The 15,351-nt window shown below is 63.5% G+C and carries 15 protein-coding genes and 3 tRNA genes; 5 read left to right on the forward strand and 13 right to left on the reverse strand.

The genetic code is table 11. The features are described 5' to 3' along the window. Positions 1-99 precede the first annotated feature (99 nt). Positions 100-1,356, forward strand: a complete 1,257-nt coding sequence (locus ACR0R4_RS07135; protein WP_433645266.1) for an integrase catalytic domain-containing protein — start codon at positions 100-102, stop codon at positions 1,354-1,356. Between the two features lie 341 nt (positions 1,357-1,697). On the opposite strand, the gene ACR0R4_RS07140 is transcribed toward ACR0R4_RS07135, so the two are convergent. The 5 genes from ACR0R4_RS07140 to ACR0R4_RS07160 all read right to left on the reverse strand — a co-directional run bounded on the left by ACR0R4_RS07140 (position 1,698) and on the right by ACR0R4_RS07160 (position 5,377). Continuing rightward, positions 1,698-3,509, reverse strand: coding sequence for an SLC13 family permease (locus ACR0R4_RS07140; RefSeq protein ID WP_433646647.1), 1,812 nt, complete (start codon positions 3,507-3,509; stop codon positions 1,698-1,700). A 19-nt stretch (positions 3,510-3,528) separates the two neighbouring features. Next, a complete protein-coding gene (locus ACR0R4_RS07145; RefSeq protein WP_433646648.1) occupies positions 3,529-3,831 on the reverse strand; it encodes a hypothetical protein in 303 nt (100 codons plus the stop codon). Positions 3,832-3,934: 103 nt separating this feature from the next. Then, entirely contained in the window at positions 3,935-4,492 is a 558-nt protein-coding gene (locus tag ACR0R4_RS07150) for a PDDEXK nuclease domain-containing protein (protein ID WP_051526156.1), read from the reverse strand. Between the two features lie 81 nt (positions 4,493-4,573). Next, positions 4,574-4,729, reverse strand: coding sequence for a hypothetical protein (locus ACR0R4_RS07155; RefSeq protein WP_433646649.1), 156 nt, complete (start codon positions 4,727-4,729; stop codon positions 4,574-4,576). Positions 4,730-4,801: 72 nt separating this feature from the next. Then, entirely contained in the window at positions 4,802-5,377 is a 576-nt protein-coding gene (locus ACR0R4_RS07160) for a hypothetical protein (RefSeq protein WP_433646650.1), read from the reverse strand. 47 nt (positions 5,378-5,424) lie between these two features. On the opposite strand from ACR0R4_RS07160, the gene ACR0R4_RS07165 reads away from it, so the two are divergent. Continuing rightward, on the forward strand, positions 5,425-5,847 hold the full coding sequence (locus tag ACR0R4_RS07165; protein WP_433646651.1) for a hypothetical protein: 423 nt from the start codon (positions 5,425-5,427) through the stop codon (positions 5,845-5,847). 87 nt (positions 5,848-5,934) lie between these two features. On the opposite strand, the gene ACR0R4_RS07170 is transcribed toward ACR0R4_RS07165, so the two are convergent. Then, positions 5,935-6,624, reverse strand: a complete 690-nt coding sequence (locus ACR0R4_RS07170) for a hypothetical protein (protein WP_124969191.1) — start codon at positions 6,622-6,624, stop codon at positions 5,935-5,937. A 133-nt stretch (positions 6,625-6,757) separates the two neighbouring features. Between ACR0R4_RS07170 and ACR0R4_RS07175 the strand changes: the two genes are divergently transcribed. Together ACR0R4_RS07175 and ACR0R4_RS07180 are read left to right on the forward strand one after the other, a co-directional pair. Continuing rightward, on the forward strand, positions 6,758-6,955 hold the full coding sequence (locus ACR0R4_RS07175; RefSeq protein ID WP_124969193.1) for a helix-turn-helix domain-containing protein: 198 nt from the start codon (positions 6,758-6,760) through the stop codon (positions 6,953-6,955). Then, positions 6,955-8,268 carry a tyrosine-type recombinase/integrase gene (locus tag ACR0R4_RS07180; RefSeq protein ID WP_433646652.1) on the forward strand — a complete coding sequence of 438 codons (1,314 nt, stop codon included), beginning with the start codon at positions 6,955-6,957 and terminating at the stop codon, positions 8,266-8,268. The genes ACR0R4_RS07175 and ACR0R4_RS07180 overlap by 1 nt, the downstream gene beginning before the upstream one ends. 158 nt (positions 8,269-8,426) lie before the next feature. Here the strand turns inward: ACR0R4_RS07180 and ACR0R4_RS07185 are convergent. From ACR0R4_RS07185 to ACR0R4_RS07215, 7 genes are all read right to left on the reverse strand, one after another. Further along, a tRNA-Phe gene (locus ACR0R4_RS07185) sits at positions 8,427-8,499 on the reverse strand. Positions 8,500-8,552: 53 nt separating this feature from the next. Continuing rightward, a tRNA-Asp gene (locus ACR0R4_RS07190) sits at positions 8,553-8,626 on the reverse strand. An 18-nt stretch (positions 8,627-8,644) separates the two neighbouring features. Then, positions 8,645-8,720 (reverse strand) — tRNA-Glu (locus tag ACR0R4_RS07195). A 132-nt stretch (positions 8,721-8,852) separates the two neighbouring features. Continuing rightward, a complete protein-coding gene (locus tag ACR0R4_RS07200) occupies positions 8,853-9,137 on the reverse strand; it encodes a hypothetical protein (protein ID WP_433646653.1) in 285 nt (94 codons plus the stop codon). Between the two features lie 28 nt (positions 9,138-9,165). Continuing rightward, entirely contained in the window at positions 9,166-10,446 is a 1,281-nt protein-coding gene (locus tag ACR0R4_RS07205) for a M18 family aminopeptidase (RefSeq protein ID WP_433646654.1), read from the reverse strand. Positions 10,447-10,510: 64 nt separating this feature from the next. Further along, positions 10,511-12,808: a bifunctional alpha,alpha-trehalose-phosphate synthase (UDP-forming)/trehalose-phosphatase gene (locus ACR0R4_RS07210; protein WP_433646655.1), complete on the reverse strand. Its 2,298-nt coding sequence runs from the start codon at positions 12,806-12,808 to the stop codon at positions 10,511-10,513. Between the two features lie 2 nt (positions 12,809-12,810). Beyond that, entirely contained in the window at positions 12,811-14,364 is a 1,554-nt protein-coding gene (locus ACR0R4_RS07215; protein ID WP_433646656.1) for a leucyl aminopeptidase, read from the reverse strand. A gap of 237 nt (positions 14,365-14,601) precedes the next feature. Between ACR0R4_RS07215 and ACR0R4_RS07220 the strand changes: the two genes are divergently transcribed. Next, the gene (locus ACR0R4_RS07220; RefSeq protein WP_433646657.1) at positions 14,602-15,327 is read left to right on the forward strand and encodes a VIT1/CCC1 transporter family protein; all 726 of its coding nucleotides are present in this window, start codon (positions 14,602-14,604) and stop codon (positions 15,325-15,327) included. Positions 15,328-15,351 lie beyond the last annotated feature (24 nt).

Consider the following 15,351-nt stretch of genomic DNA (forward strand, 5'->3'; position numbering starts at 1 on the left):
CGACGTGCCTCACCTAATATGCCCGCGAAACACTTCCGGTGCATCACGTAAAAATGCCCGCGAAACGGAATCATCAGTTTCATGGGAAGTGGGCTATCAATGCGTGCCAGACACGAGATCACACGAAAGTTCGCGAAGCAGTATGCCGCAGCGGCCAAGAAGGAGAAGAGCCGTCTCCTTGACGAGGTATGCGCGATCACGGGCTGGTCCAGAGACAACGCGCGCAGACAGTTACAAGCTGCGCTGAAACCGCGTCGGGTAGGGGCCCGGCAACGTAAGCCGCGCCCGCTGAAGTACTCACATGACGCGTTGAAAGTGCTGCAGAAAGTGTGGGCGTTCGCGGGCGGGATCAGCGGGAAATACTTGGCCGCGTCAATGGAACTCCAACTCATGCTGCTGGAAGCGCACGGCGAACTGGTCCCAGGCCGGGGCAGGTACAGTCACCACGTCGCGGACGAGTTGCTGGCAATGTCACCGGCCACGATCGACCGCTACCTCGCCCCAGCCCGCGCGAGGGACCCACTCCGCGGGATCGCCACCACCACGCCAGGCCCGCTGCTGCGGAACTCGATCACGATCAGGAAAGCCGGTGACGAGATCGAGGCCGTACCCGGGTTCTTCGAGGGCGACACCGTCGCACACTGCGGGCCCGTCTTGAAGGGTGAGTTCTGTCGCAGTGTTGATCTCACCGACATGCACACCGGTTGGACGTACACGCGCTCGATCCGGAACAACGCACACCTGCACATTCGTGACGCCCTCGACCGATTCATCAGCGAAGTGCCGTTCGAGGTGACCGGGGTGGATTTTGATAACGGGTCCGAGTTCATCAACTACGACGTCATCGGTTGGGCTGCAGAACTTGACATCTACTTCACGAGGTCCCGGCCGTACAAGAAGAATGATCAGGCCACGATCGAGTCGAAAAACAATCAGATCGTGCGCCGGTACGCGTTCTACTGGAGGTACGACACCGCGCCTCTGCTGAAGCTATTGAACGAGTTATGGCCGCTGGTGAACGATCGCCATAATTTCCTCACCCCCACGAAGAAACCCATCGGTTGGGCGACCGATCAAAGGGGGCGCCGTAAACGTGTCTACGATGAGCTCGCGACACCATTCGACCGGCTCCAGCGTTCCGGTGTGCTCAGCGCCGAGAAGACCGCCGAGTTGACCGGGTACCGTGACAGCTTGAACCCGGCCCACATCGCTCGCGAGATCGACCGAATCCAGCAGCGCCTCACCTACCTCGCGGCCGAGAAGACTCGCACGCTCGAAGCGATCGAACTCGCGAAAGCACCAAACGCGGCAGCCGGGGTCAAGCCGGCCCGCGCGAGCAGGAAACAGGCAAGCTAAGCTCGAGAATTACGCGGGCATTCTTATGTGAGTCACCGGTGGTGTTTCGCGGGCATATTTATATGAGGTTCCTCGTGCGTCCGTCAGAGGCAATTCGGTGCGTCACGCAAAGAAGCGTGCTGGAGTGCAACGAGGTCGTCGCCAGCGCTCTGAATCCGGCGTTGCGGGCTTCCCGAGTGCATACGCACTTCGATCCGGTCTCGCGCGCCGCCAGCTCGGAACGCCGTCATCCTTGCGCGAGGTTGAGAAGTGAAGTCGCTGAACCCGTCGGTGGGCGGCGTCACTTTTTTGGCGGGTGAAACCGTGACGGGGTGCACTCCTCGGCGGGCGCGTGGTGTCGGTCAGAAGGGGAGGACGAGGGGCACCATGAACACGCTGACGAGGAGGACGACGATGGTGAAGGGTGCTCCGACTTTGAAGAAGTCGAGAAAGCTGTAGCGGCCGGGTTCGACCACGAGGGTGTTCACCGGCGAAGACACGGGTGTCATGAACGCGGCGGAAGCCGCCAGAGCGACAACCATCGCGAACGGATAGGGCGAGACCCCCAGCTGTGTTGCGATGCCGATCGCAATCGGACCCATCAGCACGGCCGTCGCAGTGTTCGACACGAAGAGCCCGATGACGGCGGTCAGCACGAAGACGCCGCCAAGCAGGATCGTCGGGTTCGCGTCGCCGAGCCCGCCGAGCAGGCCATCGACGACGAGGTCCACGCCGCCGGTGCGCTGAAGGGCGAGCGCGAACGGCAGCATTCCGACGATGAGCAGGATCGTCGGCCAGTGGATCGATCGGTAGGCGCTGGGCATGTTGACACAGCGGAAGAGCCCCATCAGCAGGCACGCGATGAGCGCGGCGATCACGTTGGGGACGATGCCTGTCATCATCAGCGCAACCATCACGAGCACCGCGCCGATCGCAAAGGGGGCCTGGTTGGCGGCGGGGGCCACTTCCTTCACTTCGGCCGGGAGGTCGAGCATGATGAAATCCTGGCGCTGCGCCTGGAGCCGGTGGATGGAATCCCAGCCGCCGGCGACGAGCAGTGTGTCGCCGGCGGCGAGGCGGATCACGGGGAATGCCGGCCCGGCGGCCTCGCGCCGATGACGGACGCCAAGCACGACGAGATCGTGCTTCTCCCGGAACCGGATGCTCCGCACGCTGAGGCCGCGCGCGGACGAGTCTGGCGCGATCATGACCTCGGCCATACCCACCTGACGTGAGTACGATTCGAAGAAGTCGGGTGTCAATGCCAGCTCTTCGAGCCGGAGACGACGTCTCTCCGCGCTGGGCACCTCCAGGTCCACCACCACGATGTCGCCCTCCGTGAGGATCGTGTCGCCGTCGGAGGTGCGTACGGTCTTACGCCAAAGGCGGGTGCGCTCGAGCACCAGGACTCCGACCATCGCGCCGCCGCCGAACTCGGCATCCGCCAGTCGTTGGCCGATCAGCGGCGATCCTGCATTGATTCGATATCGGCGGGTGCGGGCGTCCACACCGTAGTCGAGGATCAGGCTCCCGAAGGAGGTGCGCGAACCGGCATCCGCGATCGCCTCCGCGCCGAGGAACCGACGAGCGACCAGCATGTAGCCGATGCCCAGGGCGAGGATGACAAGCCCGAACGGGGTGGGGGCGAAGAAGCCGAAACCGCTCAGACCGTGCCGCCGCAGCTCAGCGTCGATCACTAGGTTCGGCGTCGTGGCGATCAGCGTAAGCGTGCCACTGATGAGACCGGCGAAGCTGATCGGCATCAACAGCTGCCTGACCGAGATGCCCGTTCGGGATGCCACGCTCAACGCGACCGGAATGAAGATCGCGACGACGCCCGTCGAGCTCATCACCGCGCCGAGCAGCGCGACGCAGAGCATGAGCAGCACGATCACCCGCGTCGCACTCGCACCCGCCGTACGCGCCAGCCAATCCCCGAGCCGGTACGTGACCCCCGTGCGGGAGAGCCCCTCACCCACGACAAAGAGCGCGGCGATCAGCACGACGTTCGGATCGGCGAAACCCGCGAGAGTCTCCGGGACGGAGAGAATGCCGGTCAACGGCAGCGCGACGATCATCAATAGCGCAACCACATCCATGCGCGGCCGGCCGATCGCGAACATCACGATCGCCGCGATCAGAAGTGCGAGGACCACCGCCAGCTCCAGGTTCACGCCGTCCTCCCTCCCTCCCTCAGGAGACTCCTGAAGCGTACCAACCTTCGGCTGGCGATGATGATTCGGCTACCGTGCCAACGCCGCCGCACGGGTGATGGACATCCTGGCGCTGTAAGACGTCGCCGAACTCCTGCTGAAGCCGCTGTTCGGATCCCTGTCGGATCGGATCGGGGCCAAACCCGTGATCGTCGGCGGTCTCCTCGCGTTTGCGGGACTGTCGCCGTTCGGGCTTGGCGCTGACAACACCATCATGCTGGCGGTTGCACGACTGGGGGCAGGGCGCCGCCACCGCAGCGTTCTCGCCAGCGTCGTCTGCCACGGTTGCCCGCCTGGCCGGCGCTGGTCGCACGGGGCGCTACTTCGGTCGCTATGGGTCGTGGAAGAGCCTCGGCTACACGCTCGGACCATTGCTCGCTGGGCGACTAATCGGCGTTGGCGGGCTGCCTTCTAGGTTGGCGTCCTGGCGGTTCTGGCAGAAGCAAATGCGATCTGGGTCGCTGTCCCTCCACAAGCTCCACATAGGAGCCGAGCTGGCCGGCATACTCCGGCTTGAACTTACCTGCCTTGAGCTCCACTACGACGTAGCGCAGCTGTTCGAGATGGAAGAACAGCAGGTCGACGAAGAACTCATCGCCGTCCACGTCGAACGGGACCTGCCGGCCGACGAAGCTGAATCCGCTGCCCAACTCTCCGAGGGTCTTTATGGCGCGTTCCACCAGCGCCTGCTCGAGTTCCCGCTCCGCGTGGCCCGGCTCGATGCGAAGGAAGTCGAAGACGTACGGATCCTTCGTGATCTGCTGCGCGAGCTCGGACGCACCCGGGTCCAGGATGCGATCGAAGTTCGTCGGCGCCCCGCCGAACCGCAGGTGAGCGGTGGTCTTGATGGGGTGCTCGAGCGTGGCACCGGTCCATCCGTGCGTCAGGGTTTGGCCGGCGTACCAGTCCCGCAGTTCGGGACCGAGGAGCTTGTCCAGGAGCACGGTGATGTTGCCCTACGGCAATTGCACAACAGGCTGTTGCGCAATCTCGGTAGGTCCTGGCCCGGTCCGGGCAAAAGAGGGCTACACCACGCTAAGGGGCACTACTCCTTTCACGAACTCTGGGTATGCCATGGGGCCTTCGAAATCGAAGTCCTGCTTGAACAGCCACTCAAGGGAATGCTCGGGGGTGGCGATGAACCCGTCGAGGCTTGAAGCAGTATAGAAGTGGGTGGTCATGGGAGCGCACCTTTCTTGCGATGTTCTGGAAATCAGGGTCAGAGTTCTGCATCATTGAGCGCAAGCCGCAAGTTATATGGATTCCTCGTCCCTTCGATGCCAGGCAAACCAGGCGACCACACAGAAGGCTGCGAGCATGACGAGGTCAGCGATGAACGCAACTGGGACAGATCGAGATATCCGCGCAACCGGGAACGCAGCCGCCGCAAATACCAACAACACAGCGCTCCAGCGGGGCGTGAGCCCGGTCCACCAATGCATTGCGCCCAAGGACAAAAGCGCGACCGGAAAGAGCGGTCCGGCCAGAATCAGCACAATAGCCACCGGGAGTGGGTAGATGTCGAAAGTAGCTAGCGAGCGAAACTCGGTGATACCGAACACACTCTCAAACACGGCTTGCAGCCCGAACGCGACGGTGCCGAACATGCCGATCAGCACCAGAAGCATCCATAGCCCCGACAGAAGGGGAAACCGGGGGCGGAGGGCGTTGTATTCCCCAATGAGTCCGTACACCCAGGGCACGGCGGCTATGGCAATGAGAAGCCCGCCGGTCACTCCATAGTGTCCGTCGATCCAGAAGAGCGGTGACAGGGCGAACAGCAAGGGTCCGATAATCAGACCAAGGCTTTCCAAACGGCGTACCACCATGCCCAAAGAGTAACACTGCCAAAGCTCTGGCGCTTAGCCGTTATTGAGTGCCGCAGAAGCCGGCCCCTGCAGCGGAACTGCTGGTGCGACGGCTTTTCCTTGCTGGAGCCAAGGATGCTCGTTGGTACGATTGCACGATGAGAATCCAGCCGATTGATCTCGTGGATGTCCTCGTCTACCTCGTGGTTCTGGGCGCGTTCACCCAGCTGTTCCCAGAGGTGATTTCCGAATCTTTTCTCCTCGCCCTTTTGACCGCGATCCTCCTCAAAGCCGTTCTTGAAATCGTGCTGGGGGTGAAGAGCAAAGTCATCGAAAGAATTCGCAGCGCGAAGAATATTGCGGCACGTGTCGTCAGCGTATGCACGCTTTTGCTCGTGCTTCCAGGTAGCAAATTCTTGGTGCTTGAACTCGTTGCGCTGCTCTTCGGCGATTCGGGGGTCGTGAAGAACAGTGCATTTACCCACAGGTAGGTTGCGCCGAAATGTTGGAATCGTGAGGCAGAACGTCTGTTCATGATTTCATGTGCGAAGGGGACGGAACAGTTCGAGTCCACGATGCTACCCAGCACGGCCGCGACGCCCGGGCGGGAGCAGTCCGCGACTGCGGGCCTTAGCGACCCAGCCCTGCGCCGTGCTGAGTGCGACACCGTTGATGTCAGCCATTGTCGCTGACGGGTTCTCGTCGCCTTGCCCTGAGAGCTTGCCGTGCTGCAAGGCGACGAGTTCGTAGAAGTCGGGCACCTGCTTGGGGTTACCGAGTGGCTTCAATAGTTCCCTGTCGCTGATCTTAAGGCCGCTCGGGAGCACAACCTTGTTGCCAGTCACGGTAGCAACGCGCTTCATCGCGAAGAGACGCTTGTTAATCGCGGCCTCGATCTTCGCTGTCGGGAGTTCACGTAGCAGATGGCTCGTGATAGGGTCGCCCGGTCGCCACGGCAGATAGATCACTCCCGTGATGCGCACTTCCTCGGGGGTCGCATAGAGCTGGCGCTGCAAACGGATCATCACCCGCGTAGCGGTGGCCTCATGCTCGATGTAGCGCCAGCGACCATCAGCGGCTTCGTTCTGCTCCGAGTTGGCATTGCTCGCCTGGTCGTCATAGCCGAGCACGCGATCTATCTCGTCACTGGTATCGTCGGCACGTTCTCCGGGGAACCGAGCAGCGAGGTGCCAGCCAGCTGGCAGATCGGCCTGCGCGATCAGGCCATCTGCGGTCTGATCCCAGGGGCGGGGCGTCGGAAGTGCCATGCGCCCCAGTCTAGCGAACGAACCCGCTTGTCTCATGTAGTTGCGATTACGTGTTGTTTGTGTTTCAATATCAGGTATTCGCAATAACGCTAGATCCTGGCGACACTCGACCGCCCCGGCGAAAGGAATGGGCATGACCGAGGCAACGACGCAGACCGACTACCTCACACGCGCCGAAGCTGCCGCTCGTTGCCGGGTGCCACTGCCAACGTTCGACAAGCTGCGTCGCGACGGACTGATCCCGGAGCCGGATGCCGAGGTGGGCAAGCACAAGCTTTGGCGCGCAGACACCATCGAAGAGTTCCTCGAAGTCGGCGGAACGAGACGCTGATGGCCGGGCGTCCGTCAAACACTTCCCCGGCTCGGGTCGATCCGAACACAGGTCGCCCGCTGCCCGAGGGGATACGGTGGCGGGCGGATCGCAAACGGTATCAGATACGTGTGACGGTGACCGACCTTGCCGGGAATAAGCAGCATCGTTCTCGTATGCTCCTTACGCTCGCGGAAGCGAAGCGCGAGCTGGCAAAAGAGGTCGCTGGTCGCAACCCGAACGCGGGCATGACGCTCACGCAATGGCACGAGCGATACTGGCCCGCTGTCGCAGCGTCAGTGCGGATTGGAACTGCGCGCGGCTACGACGTGTCGTGGCGCAAGCGGGTGCAGCCGACGCTCGGCGACAAGAAGCTCGAAGAGATCACCTCGCCACTCATCGAGTCGGCGATGGTGGCGTGGGCGGGGTCTCCGTCGATCAAGGTAGATTCGCTTGCCGTGCTCAGCCGCCTGCTCGACGGTGCACGCCGAGCAAGGATCATCGACTACAACCCGGCACGAGAAGTGAAGCGCCCGAGCCAGGACACCTCCACTTCCCCAACCTCGCGGGCACTCACCGTGCAGCAGATCAGGAGACTGCTCGAACTCATCCCAAAGGGCGTGTACCGGAGTTACGCGGCAGCGCTCGTATTCACGGGGATGCGCGCTGGCGAGGCAACCGCGCAGCGGGTGCGCGACGCCGACCTGGAGCAGAACATCCTCCGCATCAGCCGCAGCTTCTCCCCCGGCATGAACGGCGAACTGATCGAGCAGAGCCCCAAGAGCCACAAGGAGCGGGAAGCCCCAATTACGAAGCAACTCCTTCCATTCGTCGTCGAGGCGGTCGAGGGCAAAGAGCCAGATGACCTGTTGTGGGCTGGACAGAACGGCGGCAGACTCACCGCACGCAACTTCCGCCGCGCCGTCGATTGGGAGGAGATCAAGCAAGAGCTTCGCCGCCCCGATCTGCGGGTGCACGATCTCCGGCATACCTTCGCCACGATCCTCTTCGACGCAGGAGCCTCTGCGCCCGACGTGCAAGCCGTACTCGGGCACTCTAGCCTGCAAGTCACCGAGCGCTACTCACGCGCACGCGAGGGTGTCGCGCGGCGGGCCGGGTCGGTGCTCGACGGGCTCTTCGAGCCGGAAAAGCCGAAGTCGAAGAAGACCACCAAGAAGAGCAGCATGACGAACGGCGCGAAGAAGTCGCGGCGCTCGCCTGCGAGCCCGAACCTTGCCGACTCGCTCAGCGATCCGTTCGGAGGCGCTGGCTACAGTACGGGCCGCGGAAATGGCCCAAGAATGGCCCAAGGTCGCGGAGGGCTCGGGCTATAAGTGGCGCGAGGGATCCTGCGACTACTTGCAGGATGACGGTAGAGGCACTCAGGGTGACGGCGATGCGACGCAGAACCACCGCCTGACCAGGGAAAATAAAGGAACCCCCACGAGTAGAAGCCTCGCGGGGGTTCAGCAGTGGCGTAATGACCACTACGTGGCTCCGACCGGCATCGATCCGGTGACCTTTCGATTTTCAGTCGAACGCTCTACCAACTGAGCTACAGAGCCATGGCTAATCGCCATAGACGAAGAAACCCTTCCGAAGAAGGGTTCTTCACCAGCGACCCTGACGGGACTTGAACCCGCGACCTCCGCCGTGACAGGGCGGCGCGCTAACCAACTGCGCTACAGGGCCATGTTCTATTCAATTGTGTGGTGACCCCAACGGGATTCGAACCCGTGCTGCCGCCGTGAAAGGGCGGTGTCCTAGGCCACTAAACGATGGGGCCGAGATGCTTTCACATCTTGGGCTACCGAGAAGTAAGCTTACGATGAAATGCGAACCGCATGCAAATCGAGCAGCAAACCGGCGAGTCTCGCGCGACTCCTGCGGGCTATCCCGCCGAGACGCAGGCCAAGATCTAGCCGCCGATCGCCTTCTGCAGGCGCTTGAGTGAAATATTTTCGTGCAACATCACCCCGTGGTCGGTGCGCTGCTCGAGGGTGAACCCAAGCTTGCCCTGGCGCAGGATCCCAATGAGATACGGCTCTAAGGGATTCCACAGCATCCACGTGGGATTGCCATCGCTGTTATTGCCCAAAAAGGTCGTCTCAATCTCTCGGCTTCCGAAGCGCTGCACCGATGGCACCAGTGCGCGCGTCGAGAGAGTGACGACCCCCCTCTTCGACTCGCTCAACTCACTCATAAGCTCGATCTTAGCCAACCTTCCCCCCTCAGGCACCAGAGAGGAAGCTCGCAGAAATACGCGCGAGCCCGTGCAGGTCATCAACGTGAGCAAGTTCACGCGCCGAATGCATCGACAACAGCGGCACACCCACATCGACGGTGCGAATTCCAAGCCGCGTCGCGGTGATCGGTCCGATAGTGGATCCGCACGGCACGCCATTGTGGGACACAAAATCCTGCGTCGAAACTCCCGCGGCGAGCGCACAGCGCCGCCACAGTGCCGCCCCGTGGGCATCGCTCGCGTACTTCTGGTTGGCGTTGACCTTAAGCATCGGACCCGCGCCGGCCCGCGGCCGCACGCGAGGGTCGTGCTTCTCTGGGTAGTTGGGGTGCACGGCGTGCCCCGCATCTGCCGAGAGGCACCATGAGTCGGCGAAGGATCGTGCGCGCGCCTCGGCATCAGCCCCAAGCCCGGCTAGCAGGCGTTCTAGCACCTCTGCGAGAAACGGCCCGGCCGCACCCGATCGACTACTCGAGCCGAGTTCCTCGTGGTCGAACGCGGCAATCATTGAGATTGTGCCTGGGGCAGGCACGCTGTCGAGCAGCGCGATGAGGCCCGCGAAGACAGCGCTGAGGTTGTCGAGCCGGGGCGAGGCGAAGAGTTCACCCTGGGCGCCGATCCGCATGGGAAGCTGCGCGTCCACGAGCCTGACGTCGACACCGGCAATCTGCGCCTCTTCCAGGCCGGCCTCTTCGGCGAGTAAGCCCAGCACTGAGACCTCCCCCACCCCGATGATGGGCTGGGTGTGTCGTTGCCGATCGAGCACCAGCCCGGAGTTTGCCTCGCGGTCGAGGTGCACCGCGAGTTGTGGAATGCGCGCGATCGCCCCGGTACACACCTGATGCTCGGCCCCATCAATCGTGACGAGCCTGCCCGCAAGCGCGAGGTCGCGATCCAGCCACGAGTTGAGCAGTGGACCACCGTACACCTCGACACCAGCCTGAGCCCACCCGTCTGAGGCGAACGACGGATGTGGCTTAAGCACAAAGCCCGGCGAGTCAGTATGGCTTCCGAGAATCCGCACCGGGCTTGTCGCGCTGACTTCGGAGCCAGCCCGCCAGGCGATGAGTGCCCCGTCCCGGCGGACGCATCCGGCAGCACCGGGGGTGAGACGCGGCCAGGGATCGCACTCTTCGTGAACCGAGAAGCCCGATGCAACCAGCGCATCCTCTAACACCCTGGCCGCATGAAAGGAGGTGGGTGAGGCGGCAACGAACCGGGCGAACCCTTCAATGTAGGAGTCGCGATCCACCAATAGTTCAGTCATTTTTCCATCCCAGTAGATTCGGTGAAACATTCGGCCGCGCTGGCAGAGGCGCACGCAGCCGTCCTCATTCCGAGCCGATAACGTGCCCCGTGCGCACGTTGACCAGTCGAGAGAGTAGCGCCGCAACCGCCGCGGGGTCAGCCACCCGATACTCGGCGACGCTCGGGGCATCGCCGACGCGCACGCCGACATCTCCGGGCCGAAGCGACTGCAGTGCCTCCTCGTCGGTGTCATCGTCGCCAATAAAGAGCACCATCGCGTCGGGAAACTCCGCACGAATGCGCCTCAGCACCTCACCCTTGCTGGCGCGCCGCACCGAGAACTCCAGCACGCGTTTTCCGGTGCGAGACTGGATCTGCGTCGCGTCTTCCCCCATGCCCGAAACCGCGGCTGCGCACGCGTCGAGAAGACGATCCCCCGCATTTTCGTCGGGAACCTGCCGCACGTGCACCGCGCAGCCATAGGGCTTGAACTCAAGCTGCGCCCCTGGGTTCTCTGAAACGAGCATCTGCAGCACCTCGGTAAGCCTCGCAAGGCGGCCGCGTTCGTCGGCCCTTAACTCGCCAGCAGCCAACTCAGTACCAGGAAGCCCCATGAGCTCCGCACCGTGCGACCCGGCCACGATCCACTCGTCAAGGTGCACACCCGTCGCCCTGAGGCTCTCCAGCGAGCGGCCTGAGATCAAGGCCACACGGACCCCTGGAGCCTCATTCAGCGTGGCGAGTGCGCGCTCCGCGCGGGGCAACATGCGAGCGTCGTCGGGTCGCGGCACGATGGGGGCCAGCGTGCCATCGAAATCGCTGGCCACGAGGATCGACTGCTCGGCCGAGAGGCGCAGGAGTGCAGAATCGAGGCCCGGCGACAGGAATACCGGATCGTTGACCATCAGTGCCGGATCCGTCTCAGCGGCATGCGTGCGCCACTGCGCCGCTTGCGCCGCGACCGCCCGCAGGAAGCTCCCCGACCAGCGCGCGACGTCGTTGCGAAAGACGACCTTGCGCAGTGCCTTCATACGCTGACGCTGCTCACGGGGCGGCATGCGCAGCGCCTGCAGCATCGCCGCCTTCAGCCCGTCAATGTCATGCGGATTCACGAGCAACGCGCGGCGCAACTCATCCGCTGCTCCCGTGAATTCGCTCAATACCAAGACGCCCTGCTCGTCGGAGCGACAGGCCAGGTACTCCTTGGCCACAAGATTCATGCCGTCGCGCAGGGATGTCACCACCAACACGTCGGCGGCCAAATACAGCGCTGCCATTTCCTCACGCGGCACACCCTGGTGCAAATACATCACCGGGGAGTGCGCGATCGTTCCGTAATCACCGTTGATTCGGCTGACCGTGATTTCGATTTCGTCGCGAAGCTGCCGGTACGCTTCGACGCGTTCCCGGCTCGGGCTGGCAACCTGCACGAGGGTGATGTCGTTCGCGGCGACCTCGTCATCGCGCAGGATCTCAGCGAACGCCTTCAGGCGATGCCGGATCCCCTTGGTGTAGTCGAGGCGATCCACCCCCAAGATGACCCGCTTCGGGTTGCCGAGTTCCTTGCGAATCTCGCGCGCCCGCTTGCGAACCTTCGCCGACTGCGCAAGCGCCTGGAACGCATTCGCGTCAATCGAGATGGGGAAATCTTGCGCAAGCACGCGACGCTTGACCGAGCCATCGCGCTCGGGCAGATGGATTAGGTTGCCACTCGAAGGTGCACCAACGTACCGACGCACGCTGGCCCGAAAGTTTGCGGCATCGACCACTCGCTGGAAGCCGATCACATCGGCTCCGAGCATCCCTTCAAGCACCCTCCGTCGCCAGGGTAGCTGGCTAAACAGGCCGGCCGACGGAAACGGAATGTGCAGGAAGAAGCCGATCGTGAGGTCGGGGCGGGCCTCTCGCAGCATCGCGGGCACGAGCTGCAGCTGGTAGTCATGCACCCACACCGTCGCTCCCGGCTCCGCCACCTCGGCCGCGGCCAACGCGAACTTGCGGTTCACCTCGACGTACCTGTCCCACCACTCCCGGTGGTAGGCGGGGGCAGATATCACGTCGTGATAGAGCGGCCAAATCGTGTCATTCGAGAAGCCCTCGTAGTACTCCTTGAAATCCTGCGCATCGAGGGAAACCGGGCGTAACTCCATTGAGTCGACACTAAACGGCGCGAGCTCCTCCGCAACGTTGCCTGGCCATCCGACCCAGACGCAGCCGAGATCACGCACCACAGGCTCCATCGCGGTGACGAGACCACCGGGCGAAGTGCGCCACGTCACGGTGCCATCCTCGGCGGTCACGCGATCCACCGGGAGACGGTTTGAGACCACCACCAGCGTGCCTGCGGTGATTGCCGCTTCGTTCGCTTCGGGTGTGTTCACGTCTACTCGCTCTCTAACCCTGCTTCGTCATCGGTCTCGGCCACAGGGGGCTCGAACGCAGCGGCGAATTCTGTGAGCAGACGCGCGCCAAACCCGGTAGACCCGGCGGATCGCCACAGGTCGTCGCGCTCAGCCTGCATGGTGCCGGCGATGTCGAGGTGGCCCCAGGGAAGTCCGTCGACGAACTCATTCAGGAAGAGAGCCGCGAGGATCGCCCCGGCGTACTGGCCGCCCATGTTCGAGAGGTCTGCAACATCGCTCTTCAGCTGCTCGCGGTAGCGGTGGTCGAGCGGCAGGCGCCACACGTTTTCATCGGTCACATCAGCGGCAGCCTGCAGCTGTTCTGCTACCGAATCGTTGTTCGCGAGCATCGCGGCCGTGCGCGTGCCCAGCGCCGCCATTGCGGCCCCGGTCAACGTCGCAAGGTCGACGATGGCATCTGGCCGACGCTCCTCCTCGGTGGCGAGCACCAACCCGTCTGCGAGCACGAGCCGGCCCTCGGCGTCGGTGTTTTTTACCTCGACCGTCGTGCCGCCGCAAATCGTGAGCACGTCGCCCAACTTCGTTGCACTACCCGAGGGCATGTTGTCGGTGCACATGAGCCAGCCGGTGACCACGGATGCCACCCCGAGCTCCCGGAGGGAGGTCATCGCAGCAAAGACACCCGCGGCACCCATCATGTCGAGCTTCATCGCCGCGTGCATCGCGTTGGACGGCTTCAGGCTGATGCCGCCCGAATCGTACATGATGCCCTTGCCCACGAGCGCCAGGTGCGGGCTCGTCGCGCTGGCCGCGGTGGGGCGGTAGCGCAGCTTGACCATACGTGGTTCCTCGGTGCTGCCGGCGTTGACGCCCAGGAGGCCGCCGCAGCCCAAATCGATGAGCTGCTGTCGGTCGAACACCTCGACCTCGAGGCCGAACTCAGGGCCCACGCGAACCGCGATCTCTGCGAATTTCGCCGCGCTCAGGTGACGCGGAGGCGTGTTCGCGAGGTCGCGCGCAAGGCTCGCGGTGCGGGCGAGAATGAGCCCTCGCTCGATGCCTGACTCAACCTCGGCCGCAGCCTCTTCCGCGGTGACGAGCGTGAGCTTGTCGAGTTGCACGGTTTTGGGATCTTTCTTGAGCGCGTCAAATCGGTAGCGAGCCAGGATCGCGCCCTCAGTGGCGGCCTGGGCCGCGAGGCGGGCTGTGAAGGCGCCCAAAGCGAGTACCCCACGGAGGTCAACCGCGATCCACCCGATCTCGCGTGCGGCGCGCGTGAAGCTCGCAACAGCGTCGCGAAGGCTTGCGACGGTGGTGAGTCCCTTACCCACGCCCACGAGCACGCGCAGTGGCGCCCCAGGCAGCAGCAGTGTCTGTCCGGGCTTTCCCTCGAAGCCGGCGGCGGCGAGCGCCTCCCGATCGAGCGCGCTGGGGAGCCCCGGCGGCAGGTCACCCGCAGCAGGGACGAAGTGCGCAACCGCGCCAGCATCAGGTGCCGACGCGGCAACCGAGACGGTGATCTGACGTGCCAGCGACGGCACCGGGTCAAAAGCTGGATCTATCACGACGGTCATGTCTCAAGACTAGCCCGGTGCGCCGCAGGGTTCATTGAGCATGTCGCACTCGACTACACGAGAGCGGCCACGAGTCCGGAACAACTTCGCCCCCACGAACATCCGAGGCGCAGCCCAGCAAGCTTTGCGACCTGGTTCTCACCAAGTCGTTTTGCTTGCTAGCGTTGCCACTCGGCCCGACAATCCGCGCCCGAAAAGCCGGCGTGCACCGCCGAGATCAAACGCTCAGGAGCTCGCGTGACCGACTTCAACCTTGCCAATCCTCACGACTATGACCACCAGCACAGCTCGTCCGCGGGCACGGGCTGGCTGCGCGCATCGGTGTTCGGAGCGATGGATGGGCTCGTATCGAACATCGGCCTCATCACCGGCATCGCGGCAGCGGGTGCCAGCGCGGGAATCATTGCGATCACCGGCATCTCAGGCCTTATCTCGGGAGCGGTCTCGATGGCCCTCGGCGAGTACACATCGGTGCGCACCCAGAACGAGCAGCTTGAGGTGGAGGTTGAGACCGAGCGACGTGCGCTCGAGCGCAACCCCACGGGGGAAGAAGCGGAACTCGCAGAGATGTTCACGCACCTGGGCATGGAGCCCGCCACAGCTACAGCGGCTGCCTCGCAGGTGCACGCGAGCACCGAGCAGGCCTTGAAAGTGCACCTTGCGCACGAACTCGGGCTGAGCACCGATGAGCGCCCGTCCCCGATGGTCGCGGCGGGATCTTCGCTGATCGCCTTCAGCGTCGGAGCGATTATCCCGGTGCTCCCCTTCCTGTTCGGGTTTGGCACCCTGTGGTGGGGTCTTGCCTTCGGCGCGGTGGGGCTCGTGCTCGCTGGCTACCTCGCCGCGAAGTTCACGGGTCGAAGCCCGCTCGCGGGGGCCGGGCGACAGCTGCTCTTCGGCGGTGTCGCGGTGGTCACGACCTACTCAATTGGCATGCTGCTCGGGGTATCGTCGTTCGCTTAAGACTCCAGCGGCATACGCTAGAGG

This window comes from Leucobacter fengyongliangi (genome assembly GCF_050971685.1).
GTDB lineage: Bacteria > Actinomycetota > Actinomycetes > Actinomycetales > Microbacteriaceae > Leucobacter.